Origin of the sequence: Alteromonas sp. PRIM-21, assembly GCF_027563165.1 — a bacterium.
GTDB classification, from domain to species: domain Bacteria; phylum Pseudomonadota; class Gammaproteobacteria; order Enterobacterales; family Alteromonadaceae; genus Alteromonas; species Alteromonas macleodii_A.
In genome coordinates this window covers 80529-102960 of the sequence record NZ_JADOEK010000007.1, presented here as the reverse complement: position 1 = coordinate 102960, position 22432 = coordinate 80529, and the positions used below count along the sequence as shown (strand labels likewise).

The 22432-nt window shown below is 43.8% G+C and carries 16 protein-coding genes; 3 read left to right on the top strand and 13 right to left on the bottom strand.

The features are described 5' to 3' along the window. Nucleotides 1–411: 411 nt before the first annotated feature. From IW644_RS11560 to IW644_RS11545, 4 genes are all read right to left on the bottom strand, one after another. Nucleotides 412–1161 carry a FadR/GntR family transcriptional regulator gene (locus tag IW644_RS11560; RefSeq protein WP_269917729.1) on the bottom strand — a complete coding sequence of 250 codons (750 nt, stop codon included), beginning with the start codon at nucleotides 1159–1161 and terminating at the stop codon, nucleotides 412–414. Between the two features lie 257 nt (nucleotides 1162–1418). Then, nucleotides 1419–2054, bottom strand: a complete 636-nt coding sequence (locus tag IW644_RS11555; protein WP_269917728.1) for a 2-dehydro-3-deoxy-6-phosphogalactonate aldolase — start codon at nucleotides 2052–2054, stop codon at nucleotides 1419–1421. Continuing rightward, nucleotides 2044–2952: a 2-dehydro-3-deoxygalactonokinase gene (locus IW644_RS11550; RefSeq protein ID WP_269917727.1), complete on the bottom strand. Its 909-nt coding sequence runs from the start codon at nucleotides 2950–2952 to the stop codon at nucleotides 2044–2046. Before IW644_RS11550 ends, IW644_RS11555 begins: the two co-directional genes overlap by 11 nt. 5 nt (nucleotides 2953–2957) lie before the next feature. Beyond that, nucleotides 2958–4559, bottom strand: coding sequence for an MFS transporter (locus IW644_RS11545; RefSeq protein WP_269917726.1), 1602 nt, complete (start codon nucleotides 4557–4559; stop codon nucleotides 2958–2960). Between the two features lie 393 nt (nucleotides 4560–4952). Here IW644_RS11545 and IW644_RS11540 point away from each other — a divergent pair, with 393 nt between their 5' ends. Then, nucleotides 4953–5930: a LacI family DNA-binding transcriptional regulator gene (locus tag IW644_RS11540; protein WP_269917725.1), complete on the top strand. Its 978-nt coding sequence runs from the start codon at nucleotides 4953–4955 to the stop codon at nucleotides 5928–5930. Nucleotides 5931–6024: 94 nt separating this feature from the next. On the opposite strand, the gene IW644_RS11535 is transcribed toward IW644_RS11540, so the two are convergent. The 5 genes from IW644_RS11535 to IW644_RS11515 all read right to left on the bottom strand — a co-directional run bounded on the left by IW644_RS11535 (nucleotide 6025) and on the right by IW644_RS11515 (nucleotide 15528). Continuing rightward, nucleotides 6025–8943, bottom strand: a complete 2919-nt coding sequence (locus IW644_RS11535) for a TonB-dependent receptor (RefSeq protein WP_269917724.1) — start codon at nucleotides 8941–8943, stop codon at nucleotides 6025–6027. Nucleotides 8944–9275: 332 nt separating this feature from the next. Next, complete coding sequence (locus IW644_RS11530; protein WP_269917723.1) at nucleotides 9276–11711, bottom strand: alpha-amylase family protein; 2436 nt, start codon at nucleotides 11709–11711, stop codon at nucleotides 9276–9278. Nucleotides 11712–11964: 253 nt separating this feature from the next. Further along, nucleotides 11965–12318, bottom strand: a complete 354-nt coding sequence (locus tag IW644_RS11525; protein WP_269917722.1) for a HopJ type III effector protein — start codon at nucleotides 12316–12318, stop codon at nucleotides 11965–11967. A 209-nt stretch (nucleotides 12319–12527) separates the two neighbouring features. Further along, nucleotides 12528–14570, bottom strand: a complete 2043-nt coding sequence (locus IW644_RS11520; RefSeq protein WP_269917721.1) for an NADPH-dependent 2,4-dienoyl-CoA reductase — start codon at nucleotides 14568–14570, stop codon at nucleotides 12528–12530. 118 nt (nucleotides 14571–14688) lie between these two features. Continuing rightward, complete coding sequence (locus IW644_RS11515) at nucleotides 14689–15528, bottom strand: crotonase/enoyl-CoA hydratase family protein (protein ID WP_269917720.1); 840 nt, start codon at nucleotides 15526–15528, stop codon at nucleotides 14689–14691. A gap of 138 nt (nucleotides 15529–15666) precedes the next feature. On the opposite strand from IW644_RS11515, the gene IW644_RS11510 reads away from it, so the two are divergent. Then, entirely contained in the window at nucleotides 15667–16272 is a 606-nt protein-coding gene (locus IW644_RS11510; RefSeq protein WP_269917719.1) for a TetR/AcrR family transcriptional regulator, read from the top strand. Nucleotides 16273–16394: 122 nt separating this feature from the next. Here the strand turns inward: IW644_RS11510 and IW644_RS11505 are convergent, their stop codons facing one another. After that, on the bottom strand, nucleotides 16395–18047 hold the full coding sequence (locus IW644_RS11505) for a GMC family oxidoreductase (RefSeq protein WP_269917718.1): 1653 nt from the start codon (nucleotides 18045–18047) through the stop codon (nucleotides 16395–16397). Nucleotides 18048–18261: 214 nt separating this feature from the next. Here IW644_RS11505 and IW644_RS11500 point away from each other — a divergent pair, with 214 nt between their 5' ends. Continuing rightward, the gene (locus tag IW644_RS11500) at nucleotides 18262–18987 is read left to right on the top strand and encodes a DUF1439 domain-containing protein (protein ID WP_269917717.1); all 726 of its coding nucleotides are present in this window, start codon (nucleotides 18262–18264) and stop codon (nucleotides 18985–18987) included. Nucleotides 18988–19011: 24 nt separating this feature from the next. Here IW644_RS11500 and IW644_RS11495 read toward each other — a convergent pair whose 3' ends face one another. From IW644_RS11495 to IW644_RS11485, 3 genes are read right to left on the bottom strand one after another with little or no spacing between them, the layout of a single operon-like run. Beyond that, nucleotides 19012–20451: a wax ester/triacylglycerol synthase domain-containing protein gene (locus IW644_RS11495; RefSeq protein ID WP_269917716.1), complete on the bottom strand. Its 1440-nt coding sequence runs from the start codon at nucleotides 20449–20451 to the stop codon at nucleotides 19012–19014. Nucleotides 20452–20461: 10 nt separating this feature from the next. Further along, on the bottom strand, nucleotides 20462–21127 hold the full coding sequence (locus IW644_RS11490; protein ID WP_269917715.1) for a TetR/AcrR family transcriptional regulator: 666 nt from the start codon (nucleotides 21125–21127) through the stop codon (nucleotides 20462–20464). A 55-nt stretch (nucleotides 21128–21182) separates the two neighbouring features. Beyond that, a complete protein-coding gene (locus IW644_RS11485; RefSeq protein WP_269917714.1) occupies nucleotides 21183–22391 on the bottom strand; it encodes a DUF445 domain-containing protein in 1209 nt (402 codons plus the stop codon). Nucleotides 22392–22432 lie beyond the last annotated feature (41 nt).

Genomic DNA, 22432 nt, shown 5'->3' with positions numbered 1-22432 from the left:
TGTCCGTTAAAAAACCTTTGGAAAGTGCGATTTGCTGTATTACATCCCTGTGCACATTCATCACTACTAAGACGACAATCGCGGTTTGCACGACATCAATGTTGTGACTTCAGATGTTTTATCCCTGCTATGCAGACATCGGATAGAGGCACTGAATATATGTAGCATTTATTTAAACATATTATGTTTAAATGTAAAGAGCGCTTTAAAACTCATTAACAAAATATTGGTTAAATAGTGGTGATTCGAGATGAGCTAAATACGTTGTGTTGTTATTTGGGCAGCAACTATTTCGTGAGCGAAGTCATAGAGGGGTTGATTGAAACAAAAAGCAGTTTTGTAAAGCGCTTAAAAACGATAAAGCCGGTGGCTATAGTAATTTAGACACCGGCTTTAACAATTCTTAGACTATTACTCTTCTCGGAAGCTATCTCCAAAGGCTTCTTTCAACCTTCTGATTGCATCTTTTAGAAGTTTCTCTGTAAGGGCTTCTGCTCCCTCGCCGTCCCCATTCGCTATCATTTCATAAACATCTCTATGAAATTTAACTGAATCACTGTTTTTACGAGGATCTTGGTTGGTAATACGAACACTTACTAACAGGGCTGAGTAAATCATACCTTCCATAGAGGTTAAAAATTCGTTATGTGCCGCTCGCAGTACCGCTTGGTGAAATAAAGCATCGGCAACAATAAACTTTTCTAAGGAACCCGACTCTTGCTCCATTCGGATAACGGCTTCTTCGATTTCTTTAAGCGCTTCAGGATCAGACCGTTCTGCGGCCCATCGCGCCGCCTTAGGTTCGAAAGCGAGCCTTACATCCATTAACTGACTAATAAAGTGTTCATTGGGTGGCGCAGTGATATGCCATGCAAGCACGTCATCGTCTAACAATATCCACTCGCTACGGGGACGAACTTTAGTACCTATACCTCGCCTTACATCTAGTAGCCCTTTACCGACCAGTATCTTTACCGCGTCACGAATAACTACACGGCTAACCTGATAGCGCTCTGCTAAAGAGTTTTCCTCTTCTAACAAGGTACCTGGCTCTAGAGAACCAGCGACAATACGACGGCCAATTTCTTTCGCCACTTGCACAGACAAGCTTGGCGTCATTTTGGCAGCACGTTTCAAGTCGTAATATACTAATTCATTCATTTAATCGAATCCGATTACGTTAAACATATGATAATTTAAATCATAACACCTTTAGATGGTTCACGCTATTAGGGGTGGTTCTTTAAGTCATCAGATGAGTCTGCATCGCCTATTCGTCATAATTAACAAGCAACACCTACACCTACTTTATCGTTCTCCTTTCGTTCAGTAAACGCTCTAGAAAATGATAAACATAATATGTACTAAACATTATATTAAATTGGTTCAAACACCAAACGTATTACTATCGGTAAACATTATTCATGAATTGCTGCTGTATATGTTTTTACAAAATCCTTAGCTTTCTGGCTAACTTCGTTCAATGACATCGACGGCTTGTACAGCTGCGAGCCTAAGCCAAAGCCCTTTGCGCCTTTGTTTAAGTAGGGAGACATTGACTCTACAGTTGCGTCAATCCCTCCGACTGGAAACAATGCAATATGAGATGGTAATACACTTTTCATCGCGGTCATTCCGCCTATGCCCACCATAGAAATGGGGAATAGCTTTAAATTGGTTGCACCTGCATGTACCGCATTGAACGCTTCGGTGGGCGTTACCACGCCAGGGTAAGTAACACACCCTGCATCAACAGCTGTTTTAATAACATCTACGTTGCAGTTCGGCGTTACCACAAGGTTCGCTCCGGTTTCTAAAACTTGTTCAGCCAAATCTAATCTGGTTACTGTCCCTGCGCCCAATTCGAAGTTCTTGGTGCCATACTCCTTTACAAGCAAACGTATGCTTTCCAGCGCATTAGGACTATTCAAAGGGACCTCTATTTTGGTAAACCCGGCTGTTACTAGTACGGCAGCGACATCCAAGATTGACTGAGGTGTTACGCCCCGCAAAATAGCTATGAGAGGTAGTTCAGCGCGCTTATCACTGCTCATTTTCAATCTCCTTGATAATTCTTGCGATACCATTTAAGAAACAGGTGTTCCCAGAAAACGTGTACGTCTCTATTTGTAATTCTTTGGCCGCTAACTCATAGCGAGCACACAATGCTTCACCGCCGACTAAATAGATATTTCTGTGCGTTGAACTGTGTAATTCATTACCAATTAAAATTCCAGACAGGTAATCAGCCACCTCGTGATCGGCGAGTTCACCAAATAACCTGAGCGATCGGGCAGAAAAGATATCATTGAGTAAAGCCCCTTCAGCAGTCCTCTTCACACCTTTGACAAATGCATCTTCATTAATAATTTCTTGTGCCGGCAATGGCGGTTTTACTGATGAGTAATGACTTAGCAAAGCGTAAAGCTCACCCGTGAAATAAGTCGAAAAGCTTGAAATGGAACCGCTTTTTATATCGACATGCTTACTATGTGTACCTGGCAATACAACGTGCATATTCTTTGATTCAGTTAAAAATGGTAAACCAAATACTTGGACTTCCTCACCGCGCATCACGTCACAATAAAATTCCGCTGACCTGTAGCTCACGCCAGGCAAAATTCTAGCTTGCGCTCCCCATGGAAGCTCAAAACAAACTGCATGATTGGCGATATCTGAAACTGATGCTGGTGCTGCAACGTAGGGCGCCTCTCTCCATCCCGAGGCAGAGCCTACCATACCCGCCATTAGCACAGGGATATGTTGGTAACTCGGTGTTAATGCTTTTAATTTCGGCTCTAATGCTTCAGCGAACTTTCCGTCTTTTATTTGTAGAAGGCCCAAGGGCGCCTCTATGGTATCAACTAATGCACCTTTGCTATCTAGTCCAAAAAGCCGGAAGTTACTTGTGCCCCAATCGACAACAAACGTGGCTATGCTATTTTTACTCATGTTAACTACTTAGCCCCTAGCGCATTTTGATTTGTCAGCTCAAGTTCCAAAGCTTCTATGGTTTTACCCTTTGTCTCTGGCAAATAAAGGTACATAACAATTAACCCAAATAGCCCAATACCGGCGTAGAGTAAAAAGATGTTTGCTACGCCCATGTTGTCTAACTGCCATGGGAAGAACTGCTGAATTGACCACGATGAAACAGTTTGAACGAGTGCGGCGAAAGGAAGTGCTACACTGCGTACTTTATTTGGGAATATCTCAGAGAAAATCACCCACATTATCGGCCCTATCGATAAGTTAAATGCAGCAAGAAAGGCAAAAATACCGAACAAGACCAGTGATGCATTAACACCGATAATTGTTTTTTCGATGATTGCGCCACTCACTAATGGCAGTGTCTTTTTATCAAAGTGTTTTGTCAGTTCAGTTTTCAACTCCACATCACTATCGAAACTTTTACCTGCGAATGGCGCTAAAGACGATACAGCCAGCGCATTTTGTTCAAAATGTGTTGTTAGCTCAGCCATGGCTGTCTCGTTAAATTCGTAGCTCGCTTGCTTAAACCCTAAGAACGTAGAGCCATGAGCGACAACAACGAGTAGTAAACCCGCTACAGTAAGCGTCCTTCTGCCAAGCTTTTCGACAAACCCAATAGCAACAAGGGTTGCCGCAAGCCCTACCGCTCCTGTAGAAATAGTTTGCATGAAAGTATCTTCAACGCTCATACCGATTTGTTCAAACACCATAGGCGCAAAAAACAGCACTGCATTCATACCTGTTGCTCCCTGAACGAAAGCGTATGCAACAGCGATAAATACGACAAAACGCAGCCCTGGGCTAAACAACATCTTAAGTTGCGAGAAGGTGTCTAGCTCACTATTGTTAGTAAGTGAGCGCTTTACGTCCTCTAAAAGAACCGCGGCCTTTTCACCAGAATCAATAATGTCAAAAACAAACAGAGCTTCGTTATCTCTTCCCTTTTTAGCCAGCCATCGAGGCGATTCAGGAATACACAAAATAAGGGCAATCCAAATCGCGTTGGCGATCAGTTCGGCGCCCAGCATAACGCGCCAAATATTGTCGTTGGTTAACCAAGTTGAGGTAGAAAGCGATTTAACAAGAAAATAGTTAATCACAAAGGCGCATAGCAACCCGAGACCAATCATGAACTGGTTTATCGATACAAACTTACCTCGTTGGTGGGCAGGCGCAATTTCTCCAATGTACATGGCAGAAACCGTGATTGATGCGAATGCCACACCCCCTATAAAGCGGCCAATAAGAAGCATTTCGTAACTTACCGCAAATGCAGACAATAGAGATGATAGGGAGTACGTAAAGCCGATAGCGAGCAATACTCTTGCTCTTCCAAACTTTTCACACAGAGAACCTGTAAAGAATAGCGCCAGAATAACCCCAAGAAGTGCACAGCCCACGAGCGTACCTTGTTGAATTGAGTCCAATTCAAACTCTGCGCTTACAAACCTAAGCGCCCCTGATATATTTGCTGCATCTAACCCGAATACGAAGCCACCGAATGCGGCGACGAGGGCGAAAAAAGAAACATTCGCGCTCGATGAGCTAAATCTAATGGGTAATCTCACAACTTCCTCATTTAAAATATACTACCAATGTAAACATACTATGTTTAATGAAGGGTTTCTGCAACCTAAATATAAACGTTTTGTTAACGTTTCCTTTTTATAACTCAGCGTGATGTTACGAATAATGTCAACTTACTCGAGTACACCTCATACATTGCTTATTTCGAAGAAGGGGGTGTCTAGTGTAATCAAAGAAGCGTCTTTAACATTTTCATAATACATTATATATTTTATAACATATTACGTTTAAACTTGGATAAATATAATTGTTGTATCAATGCAAGTGAACAAAATGCTAGCGCTGAATTTTGTTTAATTAGCGCTCGTTGAATAAGTGGATATGCCATTTTTGCGTTCTTTTAAATGGTTGGTGCTTTTGAAAGGTATAAGTTTATGATCACCCAGCCTGTAACTATCAAAGACATAGCGAAACTAGCAAACGTTTCTATTGCGACAGTTTCGCGGGTTATCAATGAAAATGGAAAAGTAAAAGGCGCGACTAAAACTAAAATTCAACAGTTAATAGATAGTTTGAATTTTAAACCGAATACGTATGCTAGAGATCTTGTAAAAAATCGCTCTTCATCAATAGGTATCATTTATCCCCACTTCTCGTTTGACTGTCATGAGTTCAACGGTTTAAGTCAAGCCAATACGGGTACCCCACTCCCACCTTACTTGGCACAGACAGCGCACTCAGAGGAAGAAGAAAAAGCGCGAATTGAAGAACTAGATGCACTCGGATGCCCCGGTATTGTGTTGTGCCACTCCAGATGCTCTGCGCAAACGCTTAATCGCTGGGTGAAAAAATTGCCCTATCTTTACTGTATTGACCGTCAATTGACCTCGTCGTCCTTCCAAAGCGTTAACTTTGATCATTTAGACGCAGGTGTACTCCAGGCTAGAGAAGCGCTGAGAAATGGCGGACGATTCGGAATAGTTGTCTATTCATCATTGTTCAATCATGCCAGCGCTCAGCGCTTTTCTGGGATCATTGGAACACTTAGCAATTATAAAGGGCCGTTGGAAGTTGAAACCTTGCCTTTAACTAAATGTGACATAGACAGTGCTTTTGATTTAGTTAAGCAAAATGATGCTTTATTCAGAAGGGCTGACTTCATTATCACTGAGAACGACTTTGCAGCCTATGGTGTTATCAATGCACTTAAAACAATGGGGCTCAGAATTCCCCACGAGACTACAGTAGTTGGCTTTGGTAATCATATGATATCAACCTTAAGCTACCCAAAGCTAACCACCGTACAATACCCATTTAACCAAATGTTGAACGAAATCGTGTATCGCATCCAAAAAGGTAAAATACGTACTCGTGATTTTCGGCCAACATTGGTAAAACGCCAGTCTAGCTAAGCATCATTATTCGAAAGAATTTTCATACCAGTATAGTATTAAAGATGTAAAAAAAAGCACCTCAATCGAGGTGCTTACTTTAGTTTTACATTTCTTAAAATGTTGCTCTTGCTCCAAGGACGTAGCGTGCTCCCGGATCTTCTATGCCGCCAAATCGGCTTTCAAATCTGCCAGAGCGTTTAACGAATGAGTCGGTCAAGTTAGTCCCTTCAACAAACACTTGATAGGTTTCATTAATGTTCCATGCTACTCGCACGTCAAGCTGATCAAAGTCTTCAGTAAATATCGGCTCTGGGCCTTGTCGACCGCTAAAGAAACGATCTCTTTTGTTGTAAGCCACTCGACCTTCGATTTCCCCGTCATCGTAGAACAGCACAAAGTTTTGTGAGTCGCTGAGGCCAGGTAGTGCTACCGCAGAATCAATTAACTCGTCCCCTACCTCATCATCAGAGCTCACATAAGTTAAGTTAGCGCTAACCCCTACGTATTGAAGTAAGCCTGGTAATGTGTCGAAAACATGCTGAAAGGCAATTTCAACGCCGTCGACCACGGTAGAATTCAAATTACGAGGGCGATTTATATTCAAAAATATGGTGTCACCATCGATGTTACTTCTATCTTCAGTAACCTCGTCTAATCGATTACCTGGTGGCAACGTAAGACCTTCTAACTGCTCTTGCTGCGCAATAAATGCCGATACATCCTTTCTAAAGAAGCCAACACTTACCGCAGAGGTTTCACCAAAATAGTACTCTAGCGAAAGGTCAATATTGTCAGACACGAACGGGTCTAAGTCTGGGTTACCTGATGAACCTGATAAATCAGATAGCCTTAGCTCTGGCGCCGTATTTATACCTGGGTTCAAGTCTGCCAAGTTAGGACGTGTTAAAGATTGTGAGTACGACGCCCGTGCTACGAGCTCATCAGTAATGTTTAAACGTGCAGCGATTGAAGGTAAAAATTCATTATAGTCTTCAGTTTGCTCTATAAATTGTGCTGGTAAGCGCGTGCTTAACAACACATCTGGACGAGTTGGGTCAGGGAATATTGTTGCAAAGGGTTCTGCGAACGCTTCAGAAGTAGTTTCTGTTTGCGTGTAGCGGAAGCCAATATTTATCGTTAGCCCCATATCTGCAATTTCACCAGAAAGCTTGGCATTAACGTAGGCGGCCAACGTTTCCTCACCAATAATAAATGCATTACGAGGAACATCAACAGCGTTAAACCCTACGCCGCCGTCAGCACGTGGGTTAGAAGGGTCTAAACCTAAACGCGCAGCAGTTGTTCCCAGTGGCAATCCGTTTAGCATATCGCGCATTTCCATCGCGGCAGGTGACTCTAAATAAGCAATGACTTCTTCAGGGTCATAGGCCAAGTATTGCGAAGGAAGGTTTACGTCGATACCATCAAGGAAGTTGGTGTTGTTTTCTAACGAAAATAGCTCTGCGGGTAACGGGATTTGGCCTTGAAGATAAGCGTTATTGATGCCGCCACCACCGCCTGGCGTGCGGGCGTCAGAACGGGTCTTTTCTTGGTCACCATAGTACGCGCCAAAGGTGACACTTTCTAGAACACCAGCGTCCACATACCATTCAAAGTCACTTCGAAGCTCTAGTACTTCATCAGTACTCCCCTGTCCTTCTCGGGTACCAAACCACGAATAGGTATCGTTTGGATCAGGCGCTGTGATTTCATCACCCACAATACGGTCAAGGTTATTAATTTGGCCGTCACCGTTTAAATCTGTAGTGGCTAGTTCAAACTCGAAGTTTTGGAATACAGGCGCGTCAAAGCCCCCTGTATTATCGTATCTTTGAACGGCTTGTGGACCTGCTACAACGAAGAAGAAATCGTCACCTGCTGAATCATCTTCAGCTTCAGAATAAGAGACATCAAATGTTGCAACTAAATCATCAGTGATATCCCACTCTAAGTTTGCGCCGATTTGGTAAACCTGAGAAGTACGATTGTCCTCTACTGCAGCTTGAAACGGACGTCCAATTTGATCCCAAGCCACAAGGATATTGTTTTCGTCAGTTACCGCATTGTTGTAAGTGACGCGCTCGTTAAACATAAAATTATGAGTGGTTTGATTCGTAATATCGAATTCACTAAACAAACCATCTATGGTTAACAAGGCGTTATCTGCTAATTGGTACTGGAGTACCGCGGTAGCGCCAATACGATCACGGTCCTGAAATTGTCGCGCATAACGAATTTGTTGTTGGTGCAAATAGCGACCCGCGCCATTTCCTACGCCATCAGCGAAGAGCACAGAAGCCTGCTCTTCGTTTATTTCTGGCCCAACAAACACTCCCGAGAAAACAGCATCTTGTGCTGACTTACGTTTTTGATATGAAAGCGAGAATAAAGCACCTAATTTATCATCATCGAAAGTATTGCTGTAAAGGCCAAAGAACTGTGGCGCTACATCACCTGAGTTATCCTCATACACCGCACGGGTGCTCAATACGGTTTTCTCTTCGCCAATGCTTAACGGGCGCTGTAGTTGTAAATCGATGGTCGAGCCTATACCACCCGCTTGAAGATGCGATGGTGCCGATTTATAAACATCAGCGCCGCCAATTAGCTCAGCACCGAGTAAATCGAAACGAAAGTTTCTACCTGCAGTATCAGTTGCGAGACGGCGCCCTTGTACTAGTACGGAGTTAAAGCTAGGGCCAAAACCTCGCACAGTAACCTGAGCTCCCTCACCACCCGCTCTATCTATAGATACACCAGGGATGCGCTGTAGCGATTCAGCTACGTTTGTATCTGGGAACTTACCAATATCTTCGGCAACGATGCTATCTAGCACTTCGTCGCTGTTCTTTTTCTTATTTAAGCTTTGGCTAAGACTTGCTCGTATCCCTTTGACCTCAATCACTTCAACGCCACTGTCGCTATCAGAATTATCCTGTGCAAAAACGTGCCCGCTCACTAACGACTGCGCCACCGCCGCAGCTATCGCCGTAGTTTTTAAAACTGAACCTCGATTTATTACATTTTTCATCGCTACTCTCGTTCTTTAACGCTTGATCACATCACTTAATCTGTACGGTATTGCTAAAAGCGGGGACAGCTTGGCTAGCTATATTACCGCTTGACGCACAGAGTGCCCTCACAACTATGTTATACCAATATAAACATATTATGTTTGTATTGTTCAACAAATATTTAACTTTTGTTTGGGGTAATATTTACAATGACGTTAATTTTGGGGGGTGTGGTGAGAGGTTTGGCTGAAGCACTGACAATAGAGTAAAAAGTAAGATGACAGTTTAAAACAAAAAAGGCCGGTCAACTTGGACTGGTGACCGGCCTCTTTACGCGATAGTTAAAATGCTATTTCACTTCTACTTCAAGCAATAGCACTTCTTCCGAAGCAAGCTCAAAAGAACTGTCCATACTTTTGCTGGTCATTAGGTCCATAACCTTTATGACACGTCCATTTTTGTGACTTAGGTCAACTCGGACTGCTTTGTGACCTACACTTAATAAATTCACTAGGTACTTATTGGCGCCTGTTTTCGCCACTCTCGTGATTGTGGTTTTGTGCTTTAGCGGGCTATCAATTTTAAACTCAATTTCCGGTACGCTATCCGGCTTTATTTCAGCTAACGCCGCGTGGCGCAGTTTTTCTATATCAGCGTCTTCGTCAAGTACGATGAGCCTACCTTTATGTGCTTTCAAGGTGCTTTCACGTAACTGACCGTATTCATTAAAACGAAGAGACTGCTTATCTATAACCACAGAGCCGCCCGCATCTAGGTATTTTTGCAATGCGTCAAACTCACTATCGGTAACCCTTGGTGTTTTGTATACCACCACAGCATCCCACGATGAATTATCCTGTTTGACTATTATATTTTCAGTGGCATACCCAAGTGGAAAGCCCTCAAAAAACATAGATTTGTAGAGTTTCCCTTGCGTAGTCATGTAGTCACTTACGTTTATGGCAGACGTTTCTGAGTAGAATAGACGTATTGGTCTACGCTGCTTTCTTAGCGCCATAATTTCTTCAGAGTAAGTATTTAAGTCGAACATGACTTGCGTCACTTCGTTTGAAACATGCGGCTGCATATTGTTTGATCCCGCAAACGCCCCCGCTAAACCTGGATCGAAGAAGTTAAGCTCACCTTCTAAACGGTCTTCGGGAGAACCATCTGGATCGCGCATCCAGAACCAGCCCATATTCGCATCCATCCCCTGAAGCGTGGCTAACCAATACACGTTTCGCACGTAGCTTTCACGTGGGTCCATCACTTTCCATTGACCAGACGACAAGAAGTGGGATTCAGAGTTTACGTTGATTTTGTTTGGTGAAACCGACTCAGTAAAGTCGTGGATCATGCTCATACCATCCCATTTATAGGTGTACTTTTCCCACCAGTCAGAAGAAATATGAGGTCTTATACTAGGACTTCCTAATGCTTTAGCGTCGTGGCCAATCATGGTGGTAAGCTCGGTCAAGGCTTCTAAATCGATACCGTGGGAGCGAGAATCTTCGTAAAATGTACGCGGAAAAATTTTTATGTGGGTGTCAGCGTCTGGGTTTACTGCGTGTAGTTCATTTTGCATGAAAGTGAACCAAGAGGTTGCTCGATGCATGTTATAACGATTCCAATCGAACCAGATTGGCTTTCCACGCAAGCTTTCGCTGATAGGAATTTGTATTTCTACATCGTCAAAGCTAGCAAACTCGGTGTTCCAGTTAGCATTAAGCTGGGCTACGTTACCTTTGTATTTTTCATTAAGCCATTTTTGGAATTCAGCTAACGTGTATGATGAGATTCCTTGCATCTCTTCATAGTTACCTGTCCAATGTCCAGCCTCTGAATACCAATGTGGCTCATTGGCAAGCACGAAACCTAATTCGATGACTTTTTTGTCTTTAGTCACTTCGGCGGCTTTACGAAGTATCTTGCTCCATACTTCACGGGCAAGCGGGTTATCTAAATCAAAGCCCTGAAAAAGCGATCGCCCTTTCCTAATTTCTGGTTCTTTCGCTTCTACCCACTCAGGTATACCCATTAGCCATGCGACTAAGTAGCCAATGTTGTCATCAGGAATATCTGTAAGCTCTTTTAGCAACGCTTCATCAAACGTACCGTCTTCTTTTACTAGGAAAGAATTGATGGCACGGTCGTGGTCAACGGGATATAGGTTTTCGCCACCGTGGTAAAGTGCACCTAAATAGTCGTTATAAATATCAGGCTGCCCCAGAGGCTGACCTACAGACTTAGAAAAGTAATCGTAGAGGAAAATAGGCTTACCATTGCTTATAAACATATCATCAGCGGCTTTAGTGTTTTGCCAGTCAACTTTAACAACTGGGCGACGTTTTATTTCGCCACGAATCTCTTTGCCTAATTCTTCTATACCAGCGTCAAGAATATCTATCACCTTTCTACGCTCGAAATCTGGAAGTTCTGCAGCTAGCTGTGTTTTGTTGGGAGCAAAATGCCGTTCATAACCAAAAGCAGCTTCTATAGCCTCTGGGTTTGCTTCATCCCAATTTGCAAATTTTAAAAATTCATTAGAAAACCAAACAACGGCTTCTTCGCGCGTTACATCGATGCCCTTTGACTTTGCTTCGTCCATCATTGTCTGAAGTACGTTGATTTTGCTGCGAGCTATCGCCTCAAGGGAGTTTTTTACACCCTCTTGCTGACTTGGATTTATTGAAGAAGTACTGCTTTCTGTAGTTTCTATCTGCGTGCACGCGGCACCAATCATTATAAGTGGAGCCAGAGCGGCAACCTTAAACTGACGTTTCATAATGTAGTCCCAGGTTAACAGCACGTTGGCTAAGCATCATTTGCAAAATGCTGCGCACCAACGTACATCTATTTATCAAGTTTAAAACACCAAATTGATACTACATAAATAAACATCATATGTATACATCCAATTTACATTTGCGCTGCTATGGTTTTATTTTTTTAACAAATCACAGAGAAATAGATGCGGTATTTGACGTGATCTTTTTTAAGCGTCTACTGTTTTGGTATTTGAAGCGGTGCAGTCATAACTACTCTTCCTTTAAAGGAAACGTCTCAAACGCCACTCCTTCATGGCCCGTTTTCATAAAACTGCGGATATTGGCGTGGTCGTCGCCGTTGGGGTTATTAAGTACGTCTTCGCGATAGAACCGTCCAAATAATGCCAGCGTTTGAGCTTGATTTAGGTTTAAATGCTGACCGAGTGCGAGCAGTTTGCAAGAACCGTTGTTCTGGTTTGCTTCGTTTTTCACATCGCCATTGGTGAAAGCAGTGGGCGTAAAAGTAAACACGCTATCGATAAGCGCAATAACGTCGTTAAATTCGATAGTATCTGGGAAATGAGTAACTGCTTGAACTAAGTCTTGGATGTTGCTGTATGCCATGTTTATCTCGAAAAAAAGAAAACGATAATAGCAGGTCTACGCTACCATCACAGACTGAAAAACGTCTCGTTTCGGTAGTTTCATAAAAAATCGCAGCCTTCGGCTGCTAGATAAAATAAACCCCTCCGAAAAAAGAGGGGTGTATGATGAATTTGAAGCACCTATTGATAAGGTGCTTATATTTCTAACCGCACGTTTGCGCTAGGTAATTAAACCGCTGCGCACACTCGCGTGCCTTGGTCAATTGCGCGTTTTGCGTCTAGCTCTAACGCTTCATCAGCACCACCAATTAAGTGATAAGGCATGTTTAAGCCTTCAACGATATCTCGCATTGGCTCCTGGCCTGCACAGATGATAATGTTGTCTACCGGCAATACTTGGCTGTTACCCTCTACCGTAATGTGTAACCCTTCGTCATCAATTTTATCGTAGCTTACCCCAGGGATCATGGTCACGCCTTTGGCTAGCAAGCCGACTCTGTGTGCCCATCCCGTTGTCTTGCCTAAACCCGCGCCAACTTTAGTTGTCTTGCGCTGCAGTAGGAAAATTTCTCTTGGCGATGGTTCTGGCTGCGGCTTAACGCCTTCAATACCTGCTCGAGCAGAAAAGGTCATATCAATGCCCCACTCTTTCATAAATGCAGGAATATCTTGGCTTGGCGTTTCTTTGCCATGAGACAAATACTCAGCGGTATCAAAACCAATTCCACCAGCGCCAATAATGGCTACTTTATTGCCAACGGGTTTCTTTTCTTTCAACACTTCGATATAGGTCAGCACTTTTTCGTGCTCAATGCCTTCGATCGCTGGCGTACGCGGCTTGATGCCAGTTGCAATCATGACTTCATCGAACCCTTCATCGTTTAGCGCAGCCGCATCAACATAAGTATTTAGCTTAAGGGTAATGTTTTTATGAAGCTCAATTTGACGCTTAAAATAACGTAGCGTTTCGTAAAACTCTTCTTTGCCCGGAATTTGTTTCGCAATATTAAATTGCCCACCAATTTCGCTAGACGCATCGTAAATCACAACATCGTGTCCGCGTTCGGCAGAGGTCACTGCCGCCGCCAATCCCGCTGGACCTGCGCCTACAACCGCTACACGCTTTTTAGTTTCTGCAGGTTTAACGTTTATTTCAAGCTCGTGACAGGCGCGTGGGTTCACCAAACAGCTAGTCATTTTGCCGTTAAATACATGGTCAAGGCAGGCTTGGTTACAGCCAATACAGGTATTGATTTCATCAGCTTTATTTTGCTGCGCTTTGCGCACAAAGTCTGGGTCAGCCAAGAATGGGCGAGCCATTGATACCATGTCAGCATCACCGCGAGACAGCACTTCTTCAGCAACTTCAGGCGTGTTGATACGGTTTGACGTAATTACTGGAATTGATAGCGCTTCGCGGAATTTAGCAGTAACCCACGTAAATGCCGCTCGCGGTACTTTAGTGGCAATGGTTGGAATACGCGCTTCGTGCCAACCTATACCCGTGTTAATAATAGTTGCACCAGCTTTTTCAATTTCTTTACCCAGCTGCACGACTTCTTCGTAAGTAGAGCCACCTTCAACAAGGTCAAGCATGGACAAACGATAGATAATGATAAAGTTCTTACCTACCGCCTCGCGCACCCGGCGCACTACTTCGATAGGCAAGCGGATACGATTTTCGTATTCACCGCCCCACTCATCGTCGCGGTGGTTAGTGCGCTTCGCAATAAATTGATTAAGGAAATAGCCCTCAGAACCCATGATTTCAACGCCATCGTAACCCGCGCGCTGAGCTTGAGTTGCTGCAGTAATGAAGTCTTTAATTTGCTTTTCAATCTCTTCAGCTTCAAGTGCTTTTGGCTTAAACGGGTTAATTGGCGCTTGTACCGCAGAAGGTGCCACAAGCTTAGGGCTATACGCATAGCGGCCCGTGTGCAAAATTTGCATACAAATTTTTCCGCCTGCAATATGCACAGCGTCAGTCACTTCTTTATGGTTTTTAACCGCTTCGTCTGTATCTAAACGAAACGTTGACGGGTGAGTAGCGCCCTCTTCATTCGGCCCAATACCACCTGTAACGATAAGACCTACGCCGCCTCTGGCACGTTCGCCATAAAAGGCTGCCATACGTTTGTGGCCGTCAGGTAATTCTTCTAACCCCGTGTGCATTGAGCCCATAAGCACGCGGTTTTTAAGGGTGGTAAAACCTAAATCTAACGGACGAAATAAATGAGGGTAAACGGGATGATCGGTAACGGTCTGATTCATGATACATTCCTGAAAGTCGTTTTGGCTTTGTAAAAGCCGTTAAAAAGCCTGTTTAAATATTTTTATCTAATGCGCCATTTCTCTGAAGGCGCTGTAGAATTCAATTAATCACATAAACTTACGAATTCATTTTTTTAATCGCTGGGTGCAATGGCGGATAATCCGGCAGCGTTTTTGTTTTTTGTGCTTCCATGGCTTTAAACACATCTTCCATTTGGAACATGCCCGCTTGCCACGTGGCCATATAAGTCAAGCTCTCTGCTACCGTGTGTTCTGCCGCGTAGTTAATCATAGTCTTGGTGCCTGAAACCGCTAGCGGCGAATTCATTGCAATCTGCTGCGCTATTTTCATCACTGCTTCTAGCATTGATTCTTGGTCGTCAAATACCTGATTTACAAAGCCAAGTTGCTGTGCTTCTGCGGCACCAAAGTTGCGACCTGTATAAGCCAACTCTTTAACAATGCCAATAGGAATAAGCTTGGGTAGCCGTTGCAGCGTACCGACATCGGCGGTCATGCCTAATTGGGTTTCTTTTATGGTGAAAAAAGCGTCTTGGGTGCAATAGCGCATGTCGCATGCACTAAGTAGGTCAACCGCACCACCAATTGCCCCGCCTTGGACTGCGCCGATAACCGGCATACGTGCCTGCTCTATAGCGGTAAAGCTATCTTGAAGTAACATCACCATACGGCGCATGCGTTCAGCTCTGCGCGATGGGTCGCCCTTAAAGTCTTCTTTCATATTCAGAAACACCGATAAATCCATACCGGCAGAGAAATGCTTACCTGTAGATGAAATAACGATTGCCCGTGCTTTGGCTTCATCATCTATTTCTCGAATGGCTGCCGGTAGCTCTGTCCAGAACTCTGGGATCATGCTGTTCATTGCTTCAGGGCGGTTAAGTACTACGTGGGCGATATGGCCCTCTTGTTTTACTTCTAATGTAGAGTACTTCATGGTTTGCGCTGTCTCCTTGGGCTGTTCCTGTTAACAAATTTGCAAACTAGACAGCGTCAAGATAAAAGGCTATGTTGACACTGTCAAGATAAAACGTAATCTATTCGTCTCAATTATGAAGTTGGAAACATTTGGTTTATGGCTAATGCAGTACAAAGCTACCATCACGGTGATCTTCGCAGTGCGCTAATAGAGGCAGCAACTGCGCGTTTGTCTGAACACGGCGTTGATAGTTTATCTCTTAGAAAGCTGGCAGAAGATGCGGGGGTTTCACGTACTGCACCGTATCACCATTTTAAAGATAAAAGTGCTTTGTTGAGTGCTATCGCGGCGAAAGGCTTTAGCGACTGGCATAGCGCAGCAAAGCGCATTTTTGAGCAAGAAGACAAAACGCCAAAGGCGCGTTTTCGTGAGTTTGTGCATGAATATATTGGCTACGCCGCCGATAACCCTGAAATGTATGAACTGATGTTTGGCCGCACTATTTGGCAAAATCAAGCGGCAACCAACGACTTAAAAAGCGTTGCGTTCCCTTGCTTTCGATTTCAGGTAACTATGACCCGCTATTGGCAAGACAAAGGACTGCTTCCAAACAATCAGGATGCACTGAGACTCGCACAGGTGACTTGGGGCACGTTACACGGTATTGCGCGTTTACTCATTGACGGCATATACGCTGACAGCAGTCATATCGATGAGATGTGTGATTGTGCAGCGGATTTATTTATGCAAAAGCAGGTGTAAACGTCTTATCAACACAACTACTTGAATATAGCGTTGTGCATGTACGCCGCGAAAAGCGTTTGACTGCTTAAAACGGATGAAATGCCAGAGCGAGGCGAGGGCTCGCTCTTTGAATTTTTCAGTTACGCCGATTCCGCTTTAGTCAAAGATACTGGCTGACCTTCGTGCGTCGCTTTAATAAACTCAGCAGCACGTTCGGCAATCATGACGGTGGGTGCATTAGTATTGCCACCTATTAAACTTGGCATCACCGAAGCATCTACCACTCTAAGACCTGCAATGCCCCTTACCCGCAACTGAGTATCAACCACTGCCATCTCATCGTCATCACTGCCCATTTTACAGGTACCAATCGGGTGATAGATGGTTTCAGCGCGCTCACGCAAAAACTCTAATATTTCTTCATCTGTTTGCGCATCATCTCCAGGGTATAGTTCACTGCCTTGGAACTTGTCGAAGTCAGGAGCCGATAGTAGCTTACGAGCAATACGAACACCTTCAATCATAACTTGCTGGTCTTCTTTGGCAGACAAGTAGTTCGGGTCAATAAGCGCTTGATCAGCAGGATGGTTACTTTGAAGCGATATAGTTCCTCGGCTTTTTGGGTATAGACAGCATACATGTAGGCCATAACCGTACCCAAAGGCCAACTGTCTTCCATGGTCATTTAAGATTGCAGGTAAGAAATGAAACTGAATGTCAGGACCTTGTGTTGCTAAGCTTGAACTAACAAAACCACCAGCTTCAGCGATATTTGAAGAAAGAATACCTTTGCGCTTAAACGCGTAGTCTGCAGTGGCTTTCACATAGGAAGGCAGCGCTCCGAATGCTACGGCATAGCCTTCTCTGGCCTTGCAAGTGAACTGCACAATGGCATCTAGGTGATCTTGTAGATTTTGGCCTACGCCAGGCAAGTCTTGCTGTACAAAAATACCTTTGTCTTCTAACTCTGCTCTTGGTCCGATACCTGATAGCATGAGAAGCTGTGGAGAGTTTATCGCGCCGCCACAAAGAATGACTTCGCTTTTAGCGAAGTAGCGGTTTACTGCGCCTTTTTCACGCACCTGAACCCCAATTGCACGCCCTTCTTTTAACAGCACTTTTTCGGCAGCAACTTTTGTTAAAACAGTTAAGTTATTACGATGCTTTGCCTGCGTTAAGTAGCCTTTTGCTGTTGAGCAGCGCTGGCCGTTGGCTTGTGTAACATGATAGTAGCCAAGCCCTTCCCTATCGTCTCGGTTAAAGTCGTCAAGCTGTTGATAGCCGGCAAATGACGCAGAGTTCACAAATGCGTCTGACAGCACGCTGGTATGCCTTAACTTGCTAACATTTAATGGGCCGCCTGTGCCGTGGTATTCATCAGCACCTTCTTCAAAGTTTTCTGAGCGCTTGAAATAAGGCAACACATCTTCAAATGACCAGCCCTCGGCCCCCTCTTCATTGGCCCAGCGGTCGTAGTCTTCTTGTTGTCCGCGAATATAGCACATGGCGTTAACTGAACTGCTGCCGCCTAAAGTTTTACCGCGAGGCCAAAACAACTCTCTGTCATACATCTCTTTTTGTGGCGCCGTATGATAACCCCAACCTATACCCTCAAACCTACTCAGCAAAGATAAACCAAAAGGAATATGAATAAGTGGGTTGGTATCTTTCGAGCCAGCTTCCAATAGCAAAATATCTAATGCAGGATTTTCCGATAATCGAGTGGCAAGCACCGCCCCGGCAGAACCGCCGCCTACAATAATGTAATCGTATTTGCTAAGTACTTCGCTCATTTCGCCAACTCCTTGAGGGCAAGACTTTTAAATGTTAATAAAACGTTGTGGTACGACCAGATTAGCAAACAATACTTCATCAATAAAAGAATTAAATTGTAAGATTTAAAAAATCTAATAATCCTGATAACTTAAGTGCTATATCGGTATATGCATCACGTTAGACTATCTAGCTACGTGCCATTGCCTAGCAACATTAGGCTAAGAATACACCTTGACCAATAACTTATCCTTCAAAGACAAATGCAAAGTGTACCTGGCACAATGGCTTGTGAAATGGGGTAAGCTGACGCACGACGACTTTACCAAAACTGAGCTCCAAGAGCTTATCAACGATAGTTTTCCTTACGCGTTCACCATCAACATCCCTATGGGAAGTGGCACTGTTACCGTGCTTGAAGGCAACATTACATTAGATAATGCAAACAACCGTATTGGTCTTCAGTGCCTTGCGGCACTTAATATTGCGGTAGCATCTACAACTATCTATCGCGCTCACGTGGTGTTCACTGTGTCAGCATCGCCTCATTACGACAAAAATATGAGCACGCTTTATCTAACCGGCCTTTCCACTGATAGTGTCAGTTTAGTTAACGATGATTACGCGCTTATTAAAGACACACAGTTTTTGGTTTCGCGCTTCTTTCCTAAAAGTGTAAATACACTCCTTGGCGGCTCGTTAAAGTCAGCCCTATCGCTTTTTAGCGCCGGAACGTCTGATATTGCAGCGGATTATTTACAGATCTATTTAACGGGTTCGAAACAAGCTGTTTTGGAATACCACATTCCTCACATTAATAACGCGATCAAAAAACAAATTACCCAAGAAGACTTAAGCCATACTATGCGTGGTGACCACTGGCGCGAGGTACTCTTCTCGAAACTAGGTCAAAACGTACGTGTAGAAGACGACGTATTGCGCTTCTATCTCATCGAATAGCACTTAGTCTGCAAATTACGCATGCTAGTGATCTGACACAATAGAAACAGGCACGGTATCCACCTGCTCACCAATATCATCAATATTTAGCCTAGGGTCGTCCACGCTCGCTTCTAGCATGTCGAATGCCTCTTTAACGTAGCGCGCTAATGGTTGTAACGATTCGATATTTTTATTGCAGCACACCAACCCAACATTCGCAGTGCCCGCGTAGGTCATAAGCGTAATATTTACCCCGCCCCCAGGCGTCATGGTAGAAATGGGATAGCAGGCCAATAACTCAGCGTCTTTTAGATACCTTGTATCTTTGGGGCCAGGTACGTTTGAAATTAGAATATTTGCAATGGGTTTAACTAGGCTAGATAGCTTTAACCATTCGAAGACCAGTGCTAGAGATTGAATGGCAATGGTATAGCCACTAAATGCCGCAGGGCGCGCATGCTGCGCTGCATTTTTAACAATACGATGATTCACCACAATCTGGCGCAACCTAAGGTAGGGGTCGTTTTCGCCATGTGCTAACTCCACCGGTACAATAGCTATTTTATTACCTGTGGTTTTCTCACCGGGTTTGCGCAAATTAATCGGCATATTGGTGAATAAGGCTTTTTTAAATACCTGACCATGATCTTGTAGCAACTTATGCACACCGATATCAAAGGCGCATAGCAATACCTCGTTCGCGGTAGAGCGCGTGCGTCTTGCAAGTTTCTTTACTCGCTTGAAGTCTAAGTCCATAGTTGCCACGGCCCTACCCGCTTTTACCTGCCCAGTCAGCACTGTTTTCGTGCCAGTAAAAGGGATAGGCATATAATTTGGATTTACACGCAGTACTTTCATAAATATGCGAATAAAGATGATGAGTAAATCGAACGCTGTTTTTAACGCATAGCCCACCCCAACTAAGCGCTTGTAAAAACTCACCGAGTCTCTACGCTTGTGACGAAGCCGCTTCACTGCCCAAACAGGTGTAAACTTTGTTTCGTGAGAGTTGGAAACGTACCCAGCCTGAAACCAACGTACCAAAGTCGCACCATCACCATACATATGGTGAACGCGAGCATAAATGGCAAATGTTTCGCTATTATCGTCAAAAATAAAATGGTATTGCCACAAAGGTTTGTCAGGGTCTAACCGCGACGCATGTAACCTCGCAACGAAGGCGTCCAGCGCTTCTCGGTTTGTAATATCTGCCACTCGATGAATTTGTACATGATAATCCATGTTTAGCTTTTTCACCGGCGCAAACCCAACAGGGTAACCTAGCACCGTTTTTACCGAACAGTTGAACGGAGAAGTAGCGCGAGCAAAGCTTCTTATTTCTTGGAATAACTGAGGCACATATTCAGTACTTTTTGCCCCTTTTGGAAGTGCGAGTAGCTGCAAGCAAGCCACATGTTTGGGGTTCTCGTCTGACTCTGTTATCCAAAATGACTTATCTAAGAAACTGAGCGTTTTTGCCATTACTATTCCTTTATGCGAACTCTAAGGGTGATGGGGTTGAGGCATTTCTCACAAAGTCATGTGAGTTCAGCATCTGTTCTAGCTGGTGCTTTTGTTCATCAGGCAGCGTCAGCCTTGGCAATACACTCACCATCATGAGTGATAGAGCATGATAACGCTGCATTGTGCTATCCATATGACTGTTTAGCTCATCAAACTGACAAGACTGGGTAATAATTAAAGATATCAAATCTACTAATAGCGCCCTATCTGCATTTGAGGCAATAAGAATATCTCGCTTCGATAGTGACTCAAAAAGAAACGCTAATTGTTTATTTAAGCTAGATAGGATGTGCTGCCTAGGCCGCACAATACTCGGGTATTTTTCCGCCAAGTCAGCTGGACTGCGATAGAAGAAACGAAATACATGGATGCTATCGATAAGAAGATACAGGTAGTACATGATTTCTTCAGGGTGAAGCGTGTCGAGCTTTTCTCGATTTAGCACCTTCTGCATTTGTTGTTCATGCATTTTCATCAGCGCACTAACTAGGCTGTCTTTACCTTTAAAGTGGTAATAAAGGTTTCCCGGACTAATATCCATTTCGACGGCGATATCCACACTGGTTACCGTGTTTTCGCCGTGCTCATTAAATAATGTTAGCGCGGTGAGTAGTATTTTCTGCGCGGTTTTCATAGTTCAGTTCGACCCTTTGCCAACCCTATGCGTTAGTTTTTGCTAATGGAACACCTCACATAAACACCAAATAAAGTTGGGCAACACCAGCTAACATTCCTAAAATAGCGCCCGTTACGATGAGTTTCCACTCATCTTGTTGATAAGCTGGGCGCAACACCCCTTCGAATTCTTCAACACTCAGTGCCTGCATGCGCTCGCTCAAATCGTGTCCAATCTGCATAGCATTGTTGGCATAATCAAAGGCATAAAGTAAGTATTTATCTGAATTATCAAATATTTGACGTACGGCTAGCGCCTTCATTTGATGGTAATTTTCTGACCCCACACCTAACGCGAAATAAGGCTGAGCGATAGCAACGTAACGTTCAATAGCATCATTAACATGAAGCTCTATTAGCTCTAAAAGCTGCGCAGAACCAGAACCGTGCAATATAACGTGCGTAATGTTTTTCGGCGTTATCAGCTTTTTTTCAATAATGCTTGAGTAAACTTCTGATACTTCTTTTTGCCGCTTTAAAAACATGCCCTGAATAGTAATAGGCCCGAGTTTTCGTGGGCGTTTGGGCTCAAATATAATTTTGATGGCAATCCAATTAGTCGCATAACCCACAATCAAGCCGCCTAGGGGTAATATCCACCATGCTTGATAGAAATACCAAAGCAGCATGGTTGGTAAGCCGAACAGGAAGCCGAAATAAAAGCCAGAACGCACTATAAACGGAAATTCTTTGCTGCCGGCGGTTAAGAAAATCTCATTGACAAGTTCTGGGGTGTTAACCAATTGTTCAACCACCAACTCTTTAATATCTAAAATTTCTGAAACGTTATGCTGAAAGTCGTCCACCATTTTGTGGACCACATTGGGGATGTCGTTTTCGATACGCTGGTAAACTAAATTTTTGCCTTGCACAGGCAAAGCAGCCCAAAGTTGAGGCGCTGACTGGGCCATTACGTCATTAACCACTTTGCGAATAACCTGACCTAAGCGGCGCTCAATAGCCTTCGTTAGCTCATCAGCATCTAAACGCTGCGCTAATTCTTCAACACTTAGCAATTTGCCTAAAACTAGCTCTACCTCAATCTCTGCCATTTGACGGCGCTTAGCGGGAATGAGGCCTTGCCAGCCAAGGAAAGGTTTAATACCAACGAACTCTATGGGGTAAAACATCATTTTTACCGCCAAAAAGTTAGTCAGCCATCCAACAATAGCGCTAATTAAAGGAATTGATAGCAGGCTTAGCGTTTGAAAATTCCATTCCATACTACAAAAAAGAGGTCCACATTATTATTTTCTTTCTCAGG